This is a genomic window from Cellulosimicrobium sp. Marseille-Q4280 (genome assembly GCF_943181405.1).
GTDB lineage: Bacteria > Actinomycetota > Actinomycetes > Actinomycetales > Cellulomonadaceae > Cellulosimicrobium.
Map to the genome: position 1 here is coordinate 1,041,420 of NZ_CALPBY010000001.1, position 21,562 is coordinate 1,062,981.

15 protein-coding genes and 1 tRNA gene are annotated in these 21,562 nt (G+C 73.5%); 6 read left to right on the forward strand and 10 right to left on the reverse strand.

Annotation, left to right across the window (positions count from 1 at the left end; all coding sequences use genetic code 11):
• Positions 1-8: 8 nt before the first annotated feature.
• Positions 9-1,766, forward strand: a complete 1,758-nt coding sequence (locus NFS20_RS04545) for a dolichyl-phosphate-mannose--protein mannosyltransferase (RefSeq protein ID WP_502800773.1) — start codon at positions 9-11, stop codon at positions 1,764-1,766.
• Here the strand turns inward: NFS20_RS04545 and NFS20_RS04550 are convergent, their stop codons facing one another.
• From NFS20_RS04550 to NFS20_RS04560, 3 genes are all read right to left on the reverse strand, one after another.
• Positions 1,767-3,482: a hypothetical protein gene (locus tag NFS20_RS04550; RefSeq protein ID WP_251150524.1), complete on the reverse strand. Its 1,716-nt coding sequence runs from the start codon at positions 3,480-3,482 to the stop codon at positions 1,767-1,769.
• 85 nt (positions 3,483-3,567) lie between these two features.
• Positions 3,568-5,049 (reverse strand): beta-N-acetylhexosaminidase, encoded by a 1,482-nt coding sequence (locus NFS20_RS04555; RefSeq protein ID WP_251150525.1) that lies wholly within the window; start codon positions 5,047-5,049, stop codon positions 3,568-3,570.
• Between the two features lie 115 nt (positions 5,050-5,164).
• Entirely contained in the window at positions 5,165-6,775 is a 1,611-nt protein-coding gene (locus tag NFS20_RS04560) for a hypothetical protein (protein ID WP_251150526.1), read from the reverse strand.
• A 155-nt stretch (positions 6,776-6,930) separates the two neighbouring features.
• Between NFS20_RS04560 and NFS20_RS04565 the strand changes: the two genes are divergently transcribed.
• Positions 6,931-7,434 (forward strand): DUF4190 domain-containing protein, encoded by a 504-nt coding sequence (locus tag NFS20_RS04565; protein WP_251150527.1) that lies wholly within the window; start codon positions 6,931-6,933, stop codon positions 7,432-7,434.
• 481 nt (positions 7,435-7,915) lie between these two features.
• On the opposite strand, the gene NFS20_RS04570 is transcribed toward NFS20_RS04565, so the two are convergent.
• From NFS20_RS04570 to NFS20_RS04590, 5 genes are all read right to left on the reverse strand, one after another.
• A tRNA-Ala gene (locus NFS20_RS04570) sits at positions 7,916-7,988 on the reverse strand.
• 97 nt (positions 7,989-8,085) lie between these two features.
• The gene (locus NFS20_RS04575; RefSeq protein WP_251150528.1) at positions 8,086-9,390 is read right to left on the reverse strand and encodes a SepX/GlpR family protein; all 1,305 of its coding nucleotides are present in this window, start codon (positions 9,388-9,390) and stop codon (positions 8,086-8,088) included.
• Between the two features lie 117 nt (positions 9,391-9,507).
• The gene (locus NFS20_RS04580) at positions 9,508-10,155 is read right to left on the reverse strand and encodes a GNAT family N-acetyltransferase (RefSeq protein WP_251150529.1); all 648 of its coding nucleotides are present in this window, start codon (positions 10,153-10,155) and stop codon (positions 9,508-9,510) included.
• 127 nt (positions 10,156-10,282) lie between these two features.
• Positions 10,283-12,751, reverse strand: a complete 2,469-nt coding sequence (locus NFS20_RS04585; RefSeq protein WP_251150530.1) for a glycoside hydrolase family 94 protein — start codon at positions 12,749-12,751, stop codon at positions 10,283-10,285.
• A 101-nt stretch (positions 12,752-12,852) separates the two neighbouring features.
• Positions 12,853-15,153, reverse strand: a complete 2,301-nt coding sequence (locus NFS20_RS04590; RefSeq protein ID WP_251150531.1) for an NTP transferase domain-containing protein — start codon at positions 15,151-15,153, stop codon at positions 12,853-12,855.
• A 191-nt stretch (positions 15,154-15,344) separates the two neighbouring features.
• Here NFS20_RS04590 and NFS20_RS04595 point away from each other — a divergent pair, with 191 nt between their 5' ends.
• Positions 15,345-15,977 carry a 5-formyltetrahydrofolate cyclo-ligase gene (locus NFS20_RS04595; protein WP_251150532.1) on the forward strand — a complete coding sequence of 211 codons (633 nt, stop codon included), beginning with the start codon at positions 15,345-15,347 and terminating at the stop codon, positions 15,975-15,977.
• Positions 15,978-16,490: 513 nt separating this feature from the next.
• Here the strand turns inward: NFS20_RS04595 and NFS20_RS04600 are convergent.
• A complete protein-coding gene (locus tag NFS20_RS04600; protein ID WP_251150609.1) occupies positions 16,491-19,037 on the reverse strand; it encodes a penicillin acylase family protein in 2,547 nt (848 codons plus the stop codon).
• A gap of 229 nt (positions 19,038-19,266) precedes the next feature.
• Between NFS20_RS04600 and NFS20_RS22365 the strand changes: the two genes are divergently transcribed.
• The 3 genes from NFS20_RS22365 to mscL all read left to right on the forward strand — a co-directional run bounded on the left by NFS20_RS22365 (position 19,267) and on the right by mscL (position 21,087).
• The gene (locus NFS20_RS22365; RefSeq protein ID WP_251150533.1) at positions 19,267-19,596 is read left to right on the forward strand and encodes an FmdB family zinc ribbon protein; all 330 of its coding nucleotides are present in this window, start codon (positions 19,267-19,269) and stop codon (positions 19,594-19,596) included.
• Between the two features lie 151 nt (positions 19,597-19,747).
• Entirely contained in the window at positions 19,748-20,473 is a 726-nt protein-coding gene (locus NFS20_RS04610; protein WP_251150534.1) for an SAF domain-containing protein, read from the forward strand.
• Positions 20,474-20,610: 137 nt separating this feature from the next.
• A complete protein-coding gene (mscL, locus tag NFS20_RS04615) occupies positions 20,611-21,087 on the forward strand; it encodes a large conductance mechanosensitive channel protein MscL (RefSeq protein ID WP_251150535.1) in 477 nt (158 codons plus the stop codon).
• Between the two features lie 118 nt (positions 21,088-21,205).
• Here mscL and NFS20_RS04620 read toward each other — a convergent pair whose 3' ends face one another.
• Complete coding sequence (locus tag NFS20_RS04620) at positions 21,206-21,439, reverse strand: hypothetical protein (RefSeq protein ID WP_251150536.1); 234 nt, start codon at positions 21,437-21,439, stop codon at positions 21,206-21,208.
• Positions 21,440-21,562: the final 123 nt, after the last annotated feature.

A 21,562-nucleotide genomic window follows, 5' to 3' on the forward strand; every position in this document is an offset into this window, starting at 1 on the left:
CCCCTACGATGGCCTGCGTGTCCCAGCCGCCCGCCGACGCGCACCCCGGGTCGACGCCCCTCGCGCCCCTGCCCGACGACGTCCCGGGACGCAGCGACGACGCCTCGCCCGGCACCTCGTCGCCCGCCGGGTCCGCGCCGGGCGACTCCTCGCCGGTCCCCGCCGACGAGGCCCCGGACCTGAGCCACCGGGACCGTCTCCTGCTCGCGCTCCTCGGTCCGCGTCGCCTGGCGCTCGGAGCGACGGCGCACGACCGTCTGTGGGGCTGGCTCGGCGTCGCGATCGTGGCGGCCGTGGCCGCGGTGCTGCGGCTGTGGAACCTGGGCCGTCCCGGCACGCTGATCTTCGACGAGACGTACTACGTCAAGCAGGCGTACACGCTGCTGCGGGTCGGGTTCGAGGCGGACTGGCCGGACGAGCCGAACCCGGCGTTCGAGGCCGGCGACGTCGACACGTACCTCCCGACCGCCGACTACGTCGTCCACCCGCCGCTCGGCAAGTGGATGATCGCGCTCGGGATGAGGGCGTTCGGCGGCGCGGAGAACCCGTGGTCGTGGCGTATCGCGTCGGCGGTGGTGGGCGTGATCGCGGTGGTGCTCGTGGCGCGCATCGCGCGCCGCCTCTTCGCGTCGACGGCGATGGGGATCGTCGCGGGCTCGCTGATGGCCGTCGACGGCGCGGCGATCGTCCACGCCCGGACGGGCCTGCTCGACAACATGCTCATGCTCTGGGTGCTCGTCGCGTTCGGGTGCCTGCTCCTCGACCGCGAGCAGGCCCGGCGGCGGCTCGCCGAGCGGTGCGGTGCGGTCCTCGACGCCGGGGGAAGGATCGGCAAGTACGGACCAGGGGGGATCAGCGGCCTCGGCTGGCGCTGGTGGCGGTTCGCCGCCGCCGTGTCGCTCGGTCTCGCGTGCGGCGTCAAGTGGTCGGGCCTGTACTTCCTCGCGGTGTTCGCCGTGCTCTCCGTGCTGTGGGACGCGACGGCGCGCCGCACGGTCGGCATCAGGCGCTGGTGGGAGGACGCGCTCCTCGTCGACGCGATCCCCGCTGCGCTCGTGATGCTGCCGACGGCAGCTCTCGCCTACCTCGCGACGTGGACGTCGTGGTTCCGCACGCCCGCGTCGTACATGCGGCAGTGGGCGCTGGAGAACCCCGGTGAGGGCGTGCCGTGGCTCCCGCCCGCGCTGCGCTCGCTGTGGGAGTACCACCTGAAGATGTGGGACTTCCACACCGGCCTCTCGTCCGAGCACCCGTACGAGGCCCACCCGCTCGGCTGGATCGTGCAGTGGCGCCCCACGTCGTTCTACTGGCGGTCCCAGGACGCGGGCGAGGCGGGCTGCGAGGTCGAGCGCTGCGCGCGGGCGATCACGTCGCTCGGCAACCCGGTGCTGTGGTGGACGGCGGCGCTCGCCGTGGTCGTCGCCGTCGTCCTGCTGCTGCGGCTCAAGGACTGGCGCGCGCTCGCGGTCCTCAGCGGGCTCGTCGCGGGCTGGGTGCCGTGGTTCGCCTACCCGGAGCGGACGATCTTCACGTTCTACTCGATCGCCTTCACGCCGTGGGTCGTGCTGACGCTCGTGTACGTGCTGACCGTCGCGCTCGAACGGACGGAGCACTCGCGCGTCGGCCGCTCCCGCGTCCGCGTCGGCATCACGGTGCTGCTCACGACGATCGCCGCCGTGAGCGTGTTCTTCTACCCGGTCTGGACCGGGATGCAGGTGCCGTACTGGTTCTGGCACCTGCACATGTGGCTGCCGAGCTGGATCTGATCACTGGTAGCTGACGAAATCCGGCGTCGGCCGGACCGCCCACGTCTGCTCGGGCGTCAGCATCGGCGCGTCCTCGTCGTAGAAGTTCTTCCACCCCCAGAACACCCCGGCCGGCGCGTCCCGGTGCAGGTTCGCCCACGTCGCGGCCTTCGCCTCCTGACCGCCCTGGCCGTCGGCGTGGATCACGGTCGCGAGCTCGGGATGGGTGGTGTCGAGCCGTTCGCGCTCGCTGATCATCGAGAGCCGGAACTGGTGCAGCAGGAAGATCTTCTGCGGCAGGTCGCGCTCGCGGACCAGGGAGGCGAGGTAGTCGCCCACGGCGTTCACCTCGTCGACTCCCACCGAGCCGATCTGCGCGAGGTGCACCTGGTCCGGGCCGAGCCGCCACTCCGGGTCGAGCGCGACGCCGACGTGCGGCTCGACGACCAGGTCCTCGTACGCCCGGACCTGCGTGAGGAAGTCGGTGCGGCCGGGCTGGAAGTCCAGCACGACGTAGACGCCCGCGTCGCGCGCCGCCTCGACGTAGGGCCGGGCGAGGTCGGCCGACCGCTCGTTCGAGTAGTTGCCGTCGCTCCCCGCCGAGCCGGACGCGACGGTCGTGATGATCTCGAGCGTCGGCACGACGGGCTCGCCCGTCAGCGCCTCGTACTGCGCCGCGTGCTCCTGCGCGCGGGCGATCGTGGCGGGCACGTCCTGCTCGCCGAGCACGCCGAGCACGGGAGCGCCGGGCGACCCGTACAGCGCGACGTAGCGCTTGCCGGGCAGCGCGATCTGTCCGCCACCGGGCAGCTCGACGCCCGTCGCAGCCGTCTCGACGCGCCACGTGAGGTCCTCGGCGGTGCCGAACGACGGGCCGAGCCCCACGGTGCCCGACGTCGCACCGTCGGCCTGGGCGTCGTGCACGCCCTCGACCGTAGCGGACGTCGCGCGCGGGTCCCCGCCCGGCACGTCGAGAACCGTGGCGCCCGACGCGCGGGCGGTCGCCCCGGCCACGGCGCTCGCCGGGGTCGTGGTCCGGTCGGTCAGCGCGAGGGTGCCCGCCGACGTCTCGGGCTCGCCCGTCGCGGGCAGGTCGGCCAGCGCCGCGTCGAGCGCCGCAGCGTCCGGCTCGCCGTCGGGCGCGACGGCCGCGGGGTCGACCGTCACCGTCACGACGTCGTCGAGACCCGGGACGGCGCGCGTTCCGGCGTCCGACGGCGTGGCGTCCGGTGCGTCCGCCCCGCCCGTCTCCGTGCCGGGGGCCGGTCCGGCCTCGACGAGCGCCAACCCCTCGACGCCCAGGCGTCGCAGCTCCTCCGAGACATCCTCCCCACCGTCGCCGTCGCTCACGACGAGCACCGGGCCCGCGACGGACTCCGCCGCGGCGCCGGCCACGGCGAGCGTCGCCGCGTCGGCGGCCGACGCGGTCGGCACGAGCACGGCGAGCGGCGCGGCCTCGAAGAACGTGCGGCTCGCCGAGAGCGTCAGCCCGGCCGGGTCCTGCTCCGGCAGCGTCGCCACCCCCTCGACCGTCGCGGCCCGCGCCGACGGTGCCGTCGGCTCCTCCGTCGTCATGCCGCTGCCGTTCGGGGTCGGGTCGGAGGGCGAGCCGCCCGTGCAGGCCGCGAGCCCCGTCCCCACGGCGAGGACGGCCGCGAGGGCGAGCACGCGCCGTCGGGCACGGGTGCGGGCGGACCCGGCAGGGTCCCGGACGGGGTGGGTGCGGGGAACGGTCATCCGATCGATCGTCGCAACGTGCCGCGCGCCGCGCGACCTCAGCGAGCGATCTCGGCGGTGTCGTCGGTCACCCCGCGAGGCAGCCTCACCAGTCGACCTGCGGCGTGGGGTGGAACGCGCGGCCGTCGCGTCGCCACGCGGCCGCCTCGACCGCGACGCGACGGCGGAAGTCCTCCCAGTCCTTGCGCTCGGGCGTCGTCCACGCGACCTCGGCCACCGCGGACAGGCGCGGCAGGAGCATCGTGAACAGGTCGTCGGTCGTGACGATCCGTTCCGTCCACACGGCGCCCTCGACGCCCTCGATCGACGACGGCGGCAGGCCCTCGACGACGCCCTCGGGCTCCCAGTCGTAGGAGTCGCGCAGCTCGACGAGCCCGGCCCACTCCTGGCCGAGCGGGAAGTCCGCGGTGTACTTCATGTCGAGGTAGACCTTGTTCGCCGGGGACAGCAGGACGCGCGCGCCGGCCCGTGCGGCGTCGGCCAGGTAGGTCAGGTCGGCCTTGTGGGTGTCCCAGTACTGGACGATCGTCCCGGGCCGCAGCGGGGCCTTCGCCGCCTCCTGCCACGCGACCGGTGTCTTGCCGGCCTCGCGGATGATCCGCTCGCACAGCTCGACGAACCGCGCGTACTCGTCGGGCTCCATCGTCAGCACCTCGTCGCCGCCGAAGTGCACGTGCTCGCCGTCGGTCACGTGCGCCAGGTCGGTGAAGACGTCGCGCAGGAAGGGCTCGGTCGCCGGGAGGTCGAACGTGAGCCGCGAGAAGCCGACCTCGATGCCGGTGTACGCGTCGGTGGGCACGCCGTCGGGCCGCAGGTCCCCATACACGTGCGTCGCGGCGTTGATGTGCCCGGGCACGTCGATCTCGGGCACGACGCGCACGAAGCGCTCCGCCGCGTAGTCCTGCAGCGCCCGGAAGTCGGCGAGCGACAGGTGACCGCCCTTCCCGCCCGAGCAGTCGCCGTCGGACGAGAGCTTCGCGAGCTCGGGGCGCGACGGCGACTCGATCCGCCAGCCCTGGTCGTCGGTGAGGTGCAGGTGCAGCACGTTGAGCTTGTACGCGCTCAGCACGTCGACGACGGCGCGCAGCGCCTCCGGGCCGGAGAAGTGGCGCGCGACGTCCACCGACAGCCCGCGCCACGGGTAGCGGGGCGCGTCGACCACGACGACGAACGGCAGCCGCGCCGTCGGCTCACCACCGCCGGACGCCGGGACGGGCTCGACGAGCTGGCGCAGGGTCTGCGCGGCGTGCAGCAGCCCGGCGGCGTCCGGGGCGGAGAGCGTCGCACCGTCGGCGTCGACGACGAGCGAGTAGCGCTCGTCGCTCGTGGACCCGTCGGGTCCCGCCGAGGGGTCGACGCGCAGCTGGACGGGCAGGTCGGCGGGCGGGCCGACGTCCGGCTTCCCGGCGCCCGCGGGAAGGGTCGCCTCCAGGAGCCGGGTGACGAGGTCCTCGAGCCTCGCAGCCGCGTGCTCGTCGAGGCCGTGCGCTCGCACGGTGACGCCGGTCAGGGACACATGACCGCCGGCGTGGCGGACGTCCAGGGGCTGCGGGATGAGCGAGACCATCGGAACCTCGTTGTCGTGGGCTTGGTCGTACGGCGGCCGATCGAATCGATTCGGCATTTGTGAGGAGCACACCGTAACCCGCGTCCGGCCACCGGGCCAAGAGCCCTTGCCCGGCCTACGGAGCCGCGGCCACGTACCGCGGGGCGGGCTCGAGCGCCAGCACGCCCGCGACGTCGAGGGCCGGGTCGGACGAGCCCGTCGTCCACCCGGGGACCGCGTCCGTCGGCGATCCCGACACCACGCCGTCCCACGCGTCGACCCGTCGCTCGTAGCCGCCCGAGGCGATCGACTGCACGACGACCGCGAGCTCGCCTGCCCCGGCGTCGAGGTCCGCGAGGCCGCGGACCGCGTCGGCGGCCGGCGTCTGCACCACGAGCAGCTTCTGCGGGAGCGCGCCGGAGCGCACCGTCTCGCCCAGCAGGACCGCGACCGCCTCGACCTCGGCCGCGTCGACGGTGCCGGACCGGACCGCACCCCTGCGCGCGGACACGTCGAGAGCGACCCCGACCCCGGGGAGCGCGAGCAGACCGGCGTACTCCGCGACCTGCTCGTCGAAGGTCGCGCGCCCCGGCTCGAAGGAGAGGACGACGTGCACGCCGGCGGCGGCGGCCGCGTCGACGAACGGCCGGAGCTCGTCCGCCGGCACCTCGGTCGAGTAGTCGCCGTCCGTCCCGGCGCTCGACGACGACCGGGTCGCCCGGACCTCGACGACGGGGACCGCGGGGCCGCCGCTCTCCGCCGCGAAGGCGTCCGCCGCAGTGCGTGCGTCCGCGAGCGCCTCGGCGGCGTCCTCGGCGTCGACCGCCTCGAGCCGCGAGGTGACCGCGTCCGCCCCGACCGCCACGTACCGCGCGTCCCCGGCGAGCACGAGCTGCGTCCCGGACGGCAGCAGGACCCCGGACTCCGCTGCCCGCACGCGCCAGCCCAGCTCCTGCGACGTGCCGAACTCCGCACCGATCCCGACGACGGCGAGCGCCTTCGCCTGGGAGATCGTCTCCACGACCGAGGCATCGGCGCGCGGGTCACCACCGGCGACCTCCACGGGGAGCGCTCCCGCTGCGCGAGCCGTGGCGACGGCCGCGACCTGCGCCTCGCCGGGCTGCGAGAGGACCAGCACCTCCGTGAGCACGTCGGCCTCGCCCCGGGCAGGCAGCGCGTCCTGCAGGTCCTCGAGGTCCCGTGGGTCGATCTCCCCCTCGGGCGTCAGGGCGTCGACGTCGAGGCGCACGCTCGTCACGTCGTCGAGACCTTCCAGGGCCTCGGAGCCGTCGTCGCTCGCGTCCGCCCCGCCGCTCTGCGCACCGCCCGGCGGGACCGGGTCCTCGGCGACCTCGACGACCGCGACGGCGCCGAGGCGGTCGAGCTCGGTCCGCACGCCGCCGTCCGAGATCCCGCCGCCCACGAGGAGGACCGGTGCCGTGAGCGGTGCGGCGACGGCCGCTGCGGTCGCCTGGGCAGCGACGTCGCCCGCGGCCGCGAGCACGACGACCGGCGCGGCGTCGAAGAAGGTCTGGCTGGCCGTGAGGGCGAGCTCCGCCGGGTCTGCGGAGCCCAGCACGAGCACGCTGTCCGCCGGCTCCGCCGCGCGGGCGACCTGCGTCGGCGCGGGCGAGGCACCCTCGGCACCTGCAGGCTCCGCGGCGCACCCGGACAGCGCCGGGACGACCGCCACCGAGAACGTGGCAGACGCGGCGAGCGTGACGAATCGGACCTTCCGTGGGTTCACGTCCCCATCATCGCGTACGCCCGGGAGCCGATCGACCCGGCACGTGACGAAGTGGTGAAGAGCGGACCGTGACACACCTGGCCAGGACCTGGCGGCGGCGTGTCGTACCAGGGCATACTGGCCGCGCCGTGCCCACGAACCGAGGAGCGACTTCCATGTCCACCCCCGACCAGCCCCAGCAGCCGCAGGAGCCGAACCCGTCCGGACCGCCGTCCTTCGGCGGACCGCAGCAGGGCGGCTCCCCGCAGTACGGGGCGTCGACGCCGCAGGGCGGAGCTCCGCAGTACGGGGCACCCCAGGCGCCCCAGTACGGCGCACCCCAGGCCCCGCAGTACGGCGAGTCGACGCCGGGCTACTCCGCTCCCGCGCAGAACCCGGGCAAGACGCTCGGGATCGTCGGCTTCGTCCTGTCGTTCCTCGGCTGCCTGTCGATCGTCGGCATCATCCTGAGCATCGTCGCGCTGAACAAGTCCAAGAAGGCCGGCTACGGCAACGGCCTGGCGATCGCCGGCATCATCATCGGTGTCCTGGTGCTCATCGGCACGATCATCGGTGGTTGGGTCTTCTGGCAGGGTGTCCAGATCCTCAACGAGGCCTGCGTCGGCGTCCCGTCCGGCGAGACGGTGGTCTACGAGGGTGTCAACGTCACCTGCCCGTGACACCGACCTTCCCGGAGCCCGGGGTCGCGACCACCACGGTGGTCGCGGCCCCGGGCTCTTTCGTCCGACGACGAGAGGCGCCGCCGCTCACCGCCCGCGACCTGCCCGACCGCCTCTTCCGAGACCCCTCCCCTGGACGAGTCGTTCGAGTCCGGCGTAGCCGACACGCTCGCCCTGGTCGCCACCGAGGAGGTCGCCGACCCGTGGTGTCGGCGCCTGATCGTCGACACCACCGTTCTCATCGGCATCGAGCGCGGCCACGGCTGCGATGCGGCGAGCGTCGCTCCCGCCGCCAAGACCGGACTCCTGATCCGACCCGCGACAGCAGGGCCCGCTTCGACGCCCCGCCCGGTGTCCGACTCGCCTGACCTGCCCGCGCTGCGCACCACGCCGCCCTCCGTCGAGCACCGGCAGGTCGTGCACAGGGATGTCCAGCGACAACGACGAAGGCCGGAACCGTTGCGGTTCCGGCCTTCTGCGGTGGAGCTAGGGGGATTCGAACCCCCGACCTTCTCATTGCGAACGAGACGCGCTACCAACTGCGCCATAGCCCCTCGAGCGGTGTACAGACTAACACCTGGGGGCCGTGGTCCTGCAAACCGGTGCCGACACGAAGCGCCCCCCACGGACAGGTGCCGGCCACCTGTCGGGCTACTGCCCCGCCGCGCGCCGGCGCGCGAGGATCTCGTCCAGGGCCAGCCCCAGCGTCTCGGTGCTCGGCTTCTGCGCGTCGCCCTCGGCACGCTCCGGGGCGGCGGTCCGCTCGGGCATCGGCACGGCGGCGGCGGTCCCCGCCGCAGCCGGACGGACCGCTGCGGGCGACGTCTCGTCCTCGGCCAGCGGAGCCGGCTCCCGCCGGGGCGCGGTGGGCTTCATCGTGTACGTCGGCCGTGGCACGGGGACCGGGTCCCAGGCACGCCCCGAGGGGACGCGGTCCTCGGTCTGCTCGGTCGTCTCGGCCGTCCCAGCAACGACGGTGGTCGGCACCTCGTCGCGCTTCTCCGGGCGCGCCGAGGAACCCTCCGCGGGGTCGTCGTCGGTGCGTGGGGTGCTCGAGCCGGCGCGCGACGTCCCGCGCCCCGAGCCGCCCGGGGTCGCGACGGTGGCCGCGGCGCTGTCCGCAGCGGCGGTCGCGCCGGCCCGCGCGAGGTCCTTCGCGGTGACGCGCGGGATCATCTGCGTGCTGAGCTGCGAGCCGTGCACGGCCCGTCCCGTCACTCGCGGACGGACGTTGCGGGGGGCGGCGGGGCTGCCGGCGACCGTGCCGCGCGCGGCACGGGCCTCCGCCCGTCGCTCGGCGAGCCACGCGGCGTCGGCCCGCTGCGCGGACAGCACGGCGCGCCGGCCGAGGACGAGGACCAGGGCCAGCAGCGCCGTCGGGACGACACCCGCCCACCACGCCACGAGGCCCAGGCCGACGACGACCCAGACGGCGACGCTGGCGAGCAGCAGGACGACGGTGAGCGCGAGCCGTCGACGCGCGGCGGCCGCGCGGCGTTCGAGGAGGGCGAGGCGGGACGTCGACGGACGCCCGACGTCCGGGACCGCACCCCGTGGGGATGACGCGCTGCCGCTGATCTCCATGGCGTCCTCCACCTCGTCGTGCGTCCGACCGTCCGACCGGTCCGATCGTGCCGTGCTCGTCGTGCTCGTCGTGCCCGCCGTGCCTTCGGTACCCGTCGTCCTCTGCGTGGCACCCGGTGCGGAGCCGAGCAGTGCCCGACCCCCGCCCGTCGGCGCCGCCGCGACGGCGAGCGTCCCGTCGAGCGTCGGCACCAGCCGCTCGGGAGTGCCGAGGCCCCGCCCGGCGACGGACAGGACACGCAGCGCGCCCGAGAACCGGTCCTCCGTGCGCGCCTCCAGCAGCTGCTGGCGGTGCTGCACGCGGTGGGGTACGTAGTACCCCAGCCACAGCAGGACCACCGCGAGCGCGACGATCCCCGAGGCCGATTCCACGTTCCGACGGTAGGCGAGGGCCTCGCACGCGTCCTGGACGCGCCCCGGCGTGTCGGGCGCCCGGCATCCGCGGCACGCCCGACGCCGTGTGTCCGACGCCGTGTGCCCGACGCCGCGTCAGCCGCCGGCGCGGCGCGTCGCCTGCCAGCGCGCCAGGAGTCCGTCCGGGACCTCCTCGGTCGTGATCGCGAACGTGCGGTGGTCGCGCCAGGCGCCCTGGATGTGGAGGAACCGCTCGCGCAGCCCCTCGTCGCGCAGCCCGAGCTTCTCGACGACGCGCAGGCTCGGCCCGTTCTCCGGGCGGATGTTGATCTCGATCCGGTGCAGGCCGAGCACGGCGAAGCAGTAGTCGACCGACATGGCGACGGCGGTCGGGATGATCCCCCGGCCGGCGACGTGCTCGCTCACCCAGTAGCCCACGCTCGCCCCGCACAGGGAGCCGTAGGTGATCGAAGAGACCGTGAGCTGGCCGACGAGCTCGCCGTCGAACTCGACCGCGAAGGGCAACGACGAGCCGTTGCGTGCCTGCGAGGTGAGCGCACGGACGTACTCGCCGAACGTCGGCGGACCGCCGGGTCCGGGGCGTGGAGAGGTCGCCTCCCACTGCTCGAGCCACCCGGCGTTGCGGGCCCGCAGAGTCATCCAGTCGTGGGCATCACGCCGGCGCAGCGGGCGCAGCACCACGGACCCGTCGAGCGTGTCCTCGCGCAGCGTGACCGGCCAGGGCCTGGTGAGGGTCCACGCGCGCGCCGTCCTCCCGGTCATCGTGGCGTCCTTCGTGCGGCGTCCATCCTCGGCCTTCCTCGCGCGTGCCGAAGCACGGACGACCCGGCCTCGCTGACAGGGTGTACCACGGTCGCGGCCGACGCCACCAGCCGCGACCGTGGCGCGGTCAACCGAGCGTGACGACGACGCGAACCTCGCTGCCCACCGGCTGCACGGGGATCGGGAGCGCCGGGTCGTGGTCGACGCCGTCGACGGTCACGGCCCGCACGCCCTTGGAGACGTGGTCGGGGTTGCGCACCTCGATCTCGTAGACGGCACCGCGCCACTCGCGCCGCACCTCGAACCCGTCCCAGTCGCGCGGGACCGACGGGTCGACGACGAGGCCGTCGAGCGCGAGCCGCACGCCGAGCACATACTTGGTCACGGCGGTGTACATCCAGCCGGCCGTGCCGGTCAGCCAGGGGTTCTGCGCCGTGCCGAACCACTCGTGGTCGCGGCCGTAGAGGAACTGCACGTAGGCGTACGGCTCGGCCCCGCGGACCTCGATGTTGTCGTTCTGGTGGTACGGCAGGATCGCGTCGTAGAGCTGCACGGCCTCGTCGCCGCGGCCCAGCAGCGCCTCGGCGATGATCGGCCACGCGTTGGGGTGGGAGAAGATCGCGGCGTTCTCCTTGATGCCCGGGTACACGCGCGTGACGAACCCGACGGTGTCGTCGACCTGCGTGAACGCCGGCCAGTTGAGGTGGCTGCCGTACTCGGAGCCGAGCAGCTCGCGCACGGCGTCCATCGACGTCTCGCCGCGCTCCTGCGTCGTGATGCCGGCGATGACGGGCCACGCCTGGTGCTCGAGGAAGATCTTGCCCTCGGCGTTCTCGGCCGAGCCGATCTTCACGCCGTCGCGCGTGTAGCCGCGGATCCACCAGCGGCCGTCCCAGAGCTGGGCGTCGGCGACCTTCGCGATCCGCTCGCGCTCGGCGGTGAACCGCACGACGTCGGCCTCCGCGCGCTCGTCGCCGGCCGCGGCCAGCGGCTCCGCGATCTCGAGGAACGCGCCGATCGCCCACGCGTGCAGGAACGTCACGAGCGACGTCTCGCCCCCGCCGAGGTTGAGGCAGTCGTTCCAGTCCGCGCGCAGGCCGAGCGCGACGCCGTTCTGACCCACCTGCTCGGCGGAGAACTCGAGCGCCTTGACCAGGTGGTCGTAGACGGTCGCGGGCGTGCCCTCGGCGAACGGGATCTCGAGGTCGAGGAACCCGCGGTCCCCCGTCTCCTTGACGAACTCCACGACGGACGGGACCAGCCACAGGTGGTCGTCGGAGCACGTGTCCTCCAGTCCGTGGATCAGGTCCTTCGGGTCCACGGTCGGCACGATCGTCGGCGACGGGACGTCGGGGAGCTTCTCCGCGTCGGGGTCGAACGCCCTCGGGTCGAACAGGTGCAGCCCGTACCCCGCCTCGGTCTGGGCGCGCAGGAGCTCGACGATCCGCTGCCTCGTCTTCGTCGGGTTCGAGTGGATGACGCTCAGGACGTCCTGGGCCGTGTCGCGGTAGCCGAGCCCCGCACGCCCCCCGACCTCGACGAACGACGCGAACCGAGACCACTGCACGCACGTCTCGGCCTGGAGCAGCGTCCACGTGTTGATCATCGTGTTCATGCCCTCGTGGGGCGTCCGGATGCGGAGCGCGTCCTGCTTGGCCCTCCAGTACGCGGCGAGGCGTGCGCGCTCGGCGTCGACGGCCGGGACGTCGGCGTGCAGGTCCGCGTACTTCGCCTGCATCGCCCGGCCCGCCGCGTCGCGCGAGCCGTAGCCCAGCAGGTAGACGAGGCGCTTGGTCTCTCCGGGCTGCAGCACGATCTCGTGCTGGAGCGCCCCGCAGTGGTTCTGCGTCGTCGCGCTCGTGTCGGAGCCGTGGCCGCGCTCGATCGCGATCGGGTTCGACTCGGTGCGGTACGGGCCGATGAAGCTGTCGCGCAGCGAGTCGTACGACGACGGCGTCTCGCTCGACGCGAAATAGTGGAACGTCCACGGCTCGTAGTAGAAGTCGTACTCGACGATCCCGTCCTCGTACGAGGACCCGGACGCGTACAGCGACATCTGCAGGTTCTGGTTGTCGATGGTGATCGTGTGGAAGCTGAACTCCACGTAGCCGGAGACCGTGAGGCGCCGCTCCCGGTCCGTCGTGTTCGTCAGGCGCACGTCCCACACCTCGACGTCGTCGTCGACCGGGATGAAGACGGTCTGCTCGGCGTCGACGCCCTTGTACTCGGCCCGGAAGGTCGAGTAGCCGAGCCCGTGCCGCGTGGTCCACCGGCCGGCCCCGCCCGCGGCGTCGACCTCCTCGTCCGGCCCGACGAACGGCTTGCCCACCGGCTGCCACGACACCGACCAGTAGTCGCCGTCGTCGGCGTCGCGCACGTACACGTAGTGGCCGGGGCGGTCGAGCGGCACACCGTTGGGACGGAAACGCGTGATGCGGCCCTGCTGCGAGCTCTTGTAGTACGAGTACCCGCCCCCGGTGTGGGACAGGACCGTGCACAGGTCCTTCGTGCCGAGGTAGTTCGTCCACGAGACGGGGACGTCGGGGCGCTCGACGACGTACTCGTCGCGCGCGGTGTCGAAGCGGCCGTAGCGCATCGTTGCTGGGGTTCCTCTCCGGGGGGCTGCTCGGGTGGTCGTACGTGCCCGACGGCGCGTGGTCGCCGGGGTGGGTGCGTCCGGCTCGTGCCGGGTGCGGCTCAGACGCCGGCGGTGACGAAGCCGCGGAGCCAGTCGAGCAGCTCGCCGGCCTTCTCAGGGCTGTCCGCCTCGACGAACATGCGCAGCACGGGCTCGGTGCCGGAGAAGCGCAGGAGCGCCCAGTTGTCGTCCTCGAGGAGGATCTTCGTGCCGTCCAGGTGGGAGACGGACACGACCGGGTAGGGACCGACGTGCGTGAGCGGCTCGGCGGCGAGCCGACGCGGGACCTCGACGCGCATCTCCGGCGTCGCAGGCACCCCCGCCTCGAGCGTGTACAGGCGGCCGGTGATCTCGTAGACCGTCGCGCGCAGCTCGGAGATCCGCTTGCCGGTGCGGGCCAGCATCTCCGCGACGAGCGCGCACGCGAAGATCCCGTCCTTGCCGAGGATCCAGCCCCGGATCGTCAGGCCGCCCGACGACTCTCCGCCGAGCACCGCGCCGATCTCCTCCATCCCCGCCGTGACGTGCTTGAACCCGACCTTGACCTCGCGCGACTCCTCGCCGAAGTGCGCCGCGAGGCGGTCGAGCAGGTGCGTCGTCGCGAGGTTGCGCACCACGCCGCCCGTCTCGCCGCGCACCTCGTGCAGGTACCAGTACAGGAGGAGCAGGAGGTCGTTGGTCGAGATGTACTCGCCGGTCTCGTCGACGATGCCGATGCGGTCGGAGTCGCCGTCGGTCGCCATGCCGAGGTCGTAGCGCCCGCCGCCCTGCCGGATCATCGACACGAGCGTGCTGAGGCGCTGCAGGTCGGGCGCCGGCGCGACGCCGCCGAACAGCGGGTTGTGCGCCGCGTGGATGAACTCCGAGCGCACGCGCATGTCGGACAGGATCGTGCCGAGCGTGAGCTGGCTCGTCCCGTACATCGGGTCGACCACCACCTGCAGGTCCGAGCCGCGCACCGCGTCGACGTCGATGATCCGCTCGATCGCGTCGACGTACGGGTCGGTGAGCGCCCGGTCCACGACGACGCCCGTGCGGCGCGCGACGTCGATGTCGAGCGTGATGACGTCGTCCACGGAGAGCGCGTTGGCCTCGTCCTGGTACCGGTCCGTCTCGTCGTCCAGCGGCAGCGACCCGTCCTGGCGGAACACCTTCATGCCGTTCCACTCGGGCGGGTTGTGGCTCGACGTGACGATGATCCCGTACGCCGCGCCGAGATACGGGGCGGCGAACGTCACGAGAGGCGTGGGGACGTCGTCGGGCAGGAGCGTGACCGCGATGTTGTTGCCCGCGAAGACCTCCGCGGCGGCGATCGCTGACTCGCGCGACAGGAAGCGGCGGTCCCCGCCGATGACGACGCCCTTGCCGTCGAGCCCCTGGCGCACGGTCTCGTTCGCGATGGCCTGGCACAGCCGGCGGACGTTCGCGAGCGTGTAGCCCTCGCCGATCACCGCACGCCAGCCCCCGGTGCCGAACACGATCTTCGTGTCCGTGTTCTTCGTCGGGACGAACAGTCGCTTGAGGACGACGTCCGCGGCCTCCTGCAGCTCGTCGGGCGTGTTGATGCCGCGCACCTCGTCGGTGTCGTAGATCCGGTACGAGGAGATCCGCCGACCGGCCCCGATGACGCGGCGCGCGAGCTCGGTGAGCCGGTGCTCGCCGCCCGCCGCCATGGCCTCGAGCTCGCGGAAGAGCAGAGCCGGCGAGGCGACGTAGGCGCCCACGTTGACCTCGGGTCGCTCCCCCACCGGTGCGCCCGCGCGGTCCTCCGGCTCGAGGATCGCGCTGATCTCGCCGTCGGCACGCACGACGAGGCCCGAGCTCGGCTGCGGCTCGTCGACGACGGCCGACAGCAATGACAGGTCGGCCCCGGTCAGCGTGTGGCGCGTGAGCACGCCGAGGAGCGACTCGGGACGCAGCAGCGGCGTGTCCGCATAGGCGACGAGGACAGGACCGTCCGCGCCCACGCCGAGGACGGACGCGACCGCCTCACGGGCCGCGAGGACCGCGTCACCCGTCCCCCGCGGCTCGGGCTGCTCGACGTAGACGACGTCCTCGCCGAGCAGCTCGCGCACCGTCGGGTCGTCGGGCGAGACCACGACGACGACGCGGCGCGGGTCGACGACCTTGCGCACCGTCGCGACGGCCAGCTCGACGACGGTCGCGTCCCCGAGCGGCCGGGTGAGCAGGTCGCGCGACGCGGCGTCGTGACCGGCGGCGAGGACCACCGCGGCACGGGTGGCCCGGAGCGGCGACGCGGTGGCCGAAGCGCCGGACGGACGGGGCGCCGGCGCCGTGGACGGACGGCGCGTCGGTTCGGTGGACGGAGCGGTCGTCAGGGCGGTCGTCGGCGCGGTCATGGCGTCCTCACTGGTCGGCGCAGGCCGGCCCTGACACGAGCGGCAAACGCTTTTGTCAGGAGTCCGTACTAGTACGATCCCGATCATAGGTCCGTCCGGAGCGTCCAGGGAACCCCGTACCCGTGCACGACGGGCGAGACATCCCCCGCGCGGCGGACGGCCCATCGCGGCGCCCGGGTGACAATAGGGACATGAGTGGCCCGGACCAGCCCTACCCCCTGCACGGAAGCATCGAGGTCGAGGACGCGAAGGAGATCCTCCGCAAGGCCATCCGGACGAACCGACAGTCCCGCTCGGAACGGCTCCGCAAGGAAGCGGCCGTCGCCATCGCGGACGTGATCGAGACGATCCCCGAGGTCGCGGCGGCGACGTGCGTCGCGACCTACGCCGCCCGCCCCACCGAACCCGGCACCGCCGAGATGCTCGAACGGCTCGCCGCGCGCGGCGTGCGCGTGCTGCTGCCCGTGCTCGGCGCCGGGCTGCAGCGCGACTGGGCCGAGTACGCCGGCCCGGCGGACCTGCAGGTCCGCGCGCCCGGCCGCCCGCCCGAACCCGGCACCGCACCCCTCGGGCCCGAAGCCCTCGCGCTCGCCGACGTCGTCGTCGCGCCCGCGCTCGCCGTCGACTCGCGCGGCGTACGGCTCGGCCAGGGCGGCGGCTGGTACGACCGCGCCCTCGAGCACACCCGGCCCGGCGCCAGGGTCGTCGCAGTCGTCTTCCCCGAGGAGGTCTACGACGCCGACGACCGCCCCCTCCCCCTCGAACGGCACGACAAGACCGTCGACGCCGTCGCCACCCCCCTCGGCTGGCGCTGGCTCCCCTGAGCCTCTCGTCGTTGATGCGCGCTGGCCGTCAGTGCGTGCCTGTGGCTGGGCTGGGTGGCCGGACCGGGTCACGCGCTCGGGCTGCCGCGCCGTCACCTCCGGTCCGTCGTCCTCGCTTCACGCGCGCGGCTCTACGCCCTTCGCACGTCACCCGCCCCGACCCTCGTCGTCTCACCCCAGTCGTCCCGCACCAGGCCGTGACGAGCACGACGCGCCCGGTCCGTCGGCCGGCGGCAACGCGCACCACCAGCCCGCGTCACGCCATCGCGCGCCGACAGGCACGACCGACCCGCACCGTCGGGCGGTGACGGGCAGGACGAGCGGCGGGGTCGAGGTGTGTGCGAAGGGCGTAGAAGCGCGCGCGAGAAGGCGACCCGACAGGAGGTGGCGACGGCGCGCCAGCCCGAGCACACACGTCGACCCCGCCGCGGACGCGACCACGAGCGCGCCAGCCCAAGCACACACCTCGACCCCGCCGCGGTCACGACCACAGGCGCGCGACCCGAAACCCGGCTACGGGACGAGCGTCAGCTCGTCCGTCCCCGCGTCGGCGACGGCCTCGACGGTGAAGGGCCAGGCGAAGGTCTCGCCGCTCGCCCAGGTGCCGAGCTGGTCGTCGTAGTGCTTCGACGCCGGGTGGCCGGACGCGCCCGTCACGGTGACCCACGTGGAGCGGTCGAGATCGGCGAGGTCGACGACCATGCGCATGGACGGTCCGGCGGTCACCTCGAAGGAGCCCGACGCCGCGTCCCAGGCCGTCGCGTTGACGATGGACGACCCACCGGGCATGCCCACGGGGTCGGGGTTGACGTAGTCGCGCACGGGCGCCGGGATCGACGACCCGCCCAGGACGGGGTGCTCGAGCGCGAGCTGGTGCAGCTTGCCCCACGCCCAGTCGCTGGGCTGCTTGCTCTGCTCGACGGTGAGGTCGAGCCGGGCGGAGATCAGGGCCTGCGTCAGCACCTCGTCACGGGTCTCGACGACGCTCACGGTCTGCCGGTCGTCCCAGAACGCGTCCGTGGGGTTCTCGACGAGCCGCTGCACGACGGCGAGCCACCGGCTGCCGCCGCTCGGCCGCGCGGACTCCGGCAGCTCGTCCCAGAACGTCAGCTCGAGCAGGTTGCGCCACACGGCGGCGAAGTACGCCGCGGCGGCGGAGTCGGTGTCCGTCCGGTAGTCCCAGTCGGCGAGGAGCTCCTGGCCCTGGGCGGCGAAGTCGTCGTCGATGTCCTGGTCGAGCAGGATCGGGACGAGCGCCTCGGCGTAGGGGCTGCGGTCGTCGACCTGGATCTCGTTCATGGTGTCGACGTCGACCGCCCGCCCGGCTGCGATCTCCTCCTCGAGGAGCTGGCGGATGCGCTGGGAGCGGTATCCGTAGTCCCAGTCCGTCGTGAGGAACGGTTCGAGGCCGGCGGGCAGCACGGCCTGGTTGGCAGCCACGACGAAACCCTCGGCGGGGTCGACGACGCGCGGCATCTGGTCGCTCGGGACGTAGCCCTGCCAGTCGTAGCGTGGGTCGGACCCGTCGCGGGGCCACGTGCCGTCGGACGGCACGGCGGCGTCGGGCACCGCCTGGCGGACCGGGATCTTCCCGGGGGCCTGGTAGCCGATGTGGCCGTCCGCGGTGGCGAAGACGATGTTCTGCGCGGGCACCTCGAACAGGGCCGCGGCGGCCTGCATGTCCTCGGCGTTCGCGGCGAGGTTGAAGGCGAAGACCGCGTCGGCGGTGCGGCCGGGCTCGAGCGCGGTCCACTGGAGCGAGACGGCGTACTCGCCCAGGCGTGTGTCCGGAGCGGGGGTGTCCTCGGCGGAGGCCGTCGCGGGGACGACGGTCGAGACGATCGGGCCGTGGACCGTCGAGCGGATCTCGAGCTCGACGTCGTCCCCACCCGCGACCTCGAGGGTCTCGGTGCGGACGTCGAGCGGCTCCCACGTGTCGCCGCGCAGGTACGTGTCGTCGCGCACGCGCTCGACGAAGAAGTCCGTGACGTCGGCGCCCATGTTGGTCAGCCCCCACGCGAGCTGGGCGTTGTGCCCGATGACCACGCCCGGGAACCCGGCGAAGGAGAAGCCCGCGACGTCGAAGGCGCAGTCGGGGCCGACGGTCGTGCAGTGCAGTCCCACCTGGGCCCAGATGCCGGGAGCGGAGAGGCCGAGGTGCGGGTCGTTCGCGAGGATCGGCTGCCCGCTCGCCGTGTGCTCGCCGGAGACGACCCACGAGTTCGAGCCCGTCCCCTCGCCGCGCCCGATGAGGACGGGGACGGCGGCGAGCGCGCGGTCCGCCGACGCGACGGCGGCCTGCAGGCCCTCGGACGAGTACGTCTGCGCGGCCTCCGGCGAGAGCTCGGCGGAGACCCGCTGCGGGTTCTCGAGCTCGCCCGGCTGGAGGATCGGCGCGTTGACGTCCGAGGGGTATGCCGGGAAGAGCTCGGCGACGCGCGCGGGGTCCTGGAGGGTGCCGTACGCGAGCGCCCGGTCGAGCTCGTCGTCGTAGTTGCCGCGCAGGTCCCACGCCATGGCCTTGAGCCACGCGAGCGAGTCGATGGGGTCCCACGGCTCGGGCTCCGCGACGTCGACCTGGAGGCCGAGCACCGTGTACTCGAGCGCGACCTCGCCCGGGCTGCGGTTCTCGAGGTAGGCGTTGACGCCCTCGGCGTAGGCCTGGAGGTACGCCTTCGTCTCCGGGGCGACGATGTCCCACTCCTGCTCGGCGACCTCGCGCCACCCGAACGTGCGCGTGACCTTGTCGGCCGCGATCGCGTCCGGGTTGTCGCCCACCAGCTCGGTGAGCCGTCCGGACGTGACGTGCCGGCGGTAGTCCATCTCGAAGAAGCGGTCCTGCGCCTGGACGAAGCCCTGGGCGCGGAAGAGGTCCTCTGGGGTGTCGGCGTAGATCTGGGGGACGCCCTGCGCGTCGCGGAGCACCGTGACCTCGGCGTCGAGCCCGGTGAGCGTGATCTCGCCGCCCGTCTGCGGCAGCGGCCGGCGGACCGTCGTGACGACGAGCACGGTCACCGCCACGAGCACGACGACGAGCAGGGCAGCGACGGCGACGAGCACGCGCCGGCCGGTGCGCCGCGCCGGGCGCGTGCCGGTCACGGTCTCAGGGTCGTCACCGGCAGGCTTCTCGACGGGTTCGTGCGCAGACACGGTGCGAGACTACCCCGGCCGGGGTCCACGCCCGCCCGCGTATGATTGGCACTCGGAAGATTCGAGTGCCAGCGAGTGTTGACCTGGCGGCAGAGGCCCGGCCCCCGTCGAGTCGCCGTCACGTGAACGAGGAGAACCCGTGCCCACCTACGCGTACACCTGCACCGCCTGCGGTCACGCCTTCGACATCCACCAGTCCTTCGCGGACGACGCCCTCACGGTCTGCCCGGAGTGCTCCGGGCGCCTGCGCAAGGTGTTCTCGTCGGTCGGCGTGACCTTCAAGGGTTCCGGCTTCTACCGGACCGACTCGCGCTCCGGCGGGAAGTCCGGGTCGGCGTCCACGAGCGCGAAGAGCTCGTCGAACGGCAGCGCGAGCAGCCCGAGCACGTCGTCCGGGTCCTCCTCGGACGGCACCTCCTCGAGCTCGTCCTCGTCGACGAGCTCGACGGCGAGCACGCCCGCCTCCTGACCGGTACCGGTCAGCCGCGCGGCAATCTGCCGCGCACGGTCGACCACAGGCCCGCGTCGTCGGCATCGCCGCTGCCGTGGCGGGCGTCACCACCGCCGTCGTCCCCAGGGACGGCGGCGGTCCTGCGCCGCTCCCCGCTACGGTCGCGGCCATGGTCTCGACCCCTCGACCCGGCGGCTCCCTGCCCGACGACGCCCGTGCGCGTGCCCGCTCGGTGCGCCGTCGTGCCGGGGTGCTGTGGTGGCGCCTGCGGTTCGCCGTCGCCGCGCTGTGCTGCGGCGTCGCCGCGGCCACGGCCGTCTCGGCACTGAGTCCTGATCCTCCGCCCACCGTCTCCGTCGTCGTGACCGCGCGCGAGGTCTCCGCCGGTGCCGAGCTCGCCGCGGCGGACGTCCGGGTCGTCGACGTCCCCGCTGACCTCGCGCCCGAGGCGCTGCGGTCGCCGGACGACGCCGTCGGACGGTCCGCCTCCGTCCGTATCGCGCCGGGGACCGCGCTGCAGGAGTCGCTCGTCGCTGCGGGCGACCTCGTCTCCGCGGCGCCGCCCGGCACGGTCGTGGCTCCTGTGCGCCTCGACCCCGGGATCAGCGGGCTCCTCGCCGCCGGCGACCGGGTGGACCTGCTCGTCGCGTCCGCCGCCACGGGCCTGACCGGCGTCGCCGGCGAGCCCGCACCGGCCGACGGTGCGAGCCCCTACCTCGCGCGGGGCGCCGTCGTCGTGCCCGGTCGGCCGGGCGAGTCGGCCTCGGGTGGGTTGCTCGGCTCGCCGACCGTGACCGGTGAGCAGGTCACGCTCGTCGCGGTGCTCCCCGAGGAGGCGGAGCGGCTCGCGGCCGTCGCGGGCTGGGGCCAGGTGACGGCAGTCCTCGTCCCCTGAAGCCACGGCCTCGGGCTGTCGGACGACGACCGCGCCCGAGCTCTCTGTTGCCTCACGTCCGAGGGGTTGGAAGGATCCTCCGTGCACTGACGTGGCGCCGCTGCCACGCGGCCCACCGACGTGAAGGGATCTACCGGATGAGTGTGCTCAGCGGGTTCAAGGAGTTCGTGCTGCGTGGGAACGCGATCGACCTGGCGGTCGGCGTGGTCATCGGCGCGGCGTTCACCTCGATCGTCACCGCGATCGTCAACGGGCTGATCAGCCCACTCATCGCGATGATCTTCGGCAAGCCGGACATCTCGAACATGTGGAAGATCGGCCCGATCAACGAGGCGACGATCAACATGGGCCTGATCCTCAACGCGCTCCTGCAGTTCCTGCTCGTCGCGGTCGCGATCTACTTCGTCATCGTGCTGCCGATGAACCACCTCGCCGCGCGACGCAAGAAGGACGTCGAGCCCGAGCCGGAGGCCCCGGCCGAGGACGTCCGCGTCCTCCAGGAGATCCGCGACCTGCTCGCCGCGCAGGCCGGCGCACCGGGTCAGGGCGGACCGGGGGCGCCCGGTGCAGGACCCACGGGCGGTCCGCTCGGTGGTCACCCCGACCGGTTCTGACCGGCTCCGACCGGAGCTCTCGGCGGAACGAGGCCCTCGGCGCACCGCGTCGAGGGCCTCGTCGTGCCTGCCCCGCCGCGGTTCGTGCCCACGGCGCGGCCGCCCCGGGTCGTGCGTGTCAGTGCTTCCCGTAGTGCGGGGGCACGTCCTGCAGCAGTCGGTCGTCGTTCTGTCCGCTGCCCGCGCCGTCGGTCGTCGCCGGGTCCCCCCAGCCGCCCGGGCGCTCGTCGTCGCTCACCCCGGCAAACGCCGTCGTCTCCGTGCCGCGACGTACCGCGCGGCGAGGCCGCCGGGCGCCGGGACGTCCCGGCGTCGGCTCCTGGGAGGTGTCGTCGTGCGGGGCAGAGGTCACGGGACCATCGTCGCACCGTGCAGGCACGCGCCACCAACCTGTCAGGCCCACGGATCACCCCGGTGACCCCCCGCCCTGACACCCTCGCGGAGCCACCTCCGTGTCAGGGGCCACAGATCACCC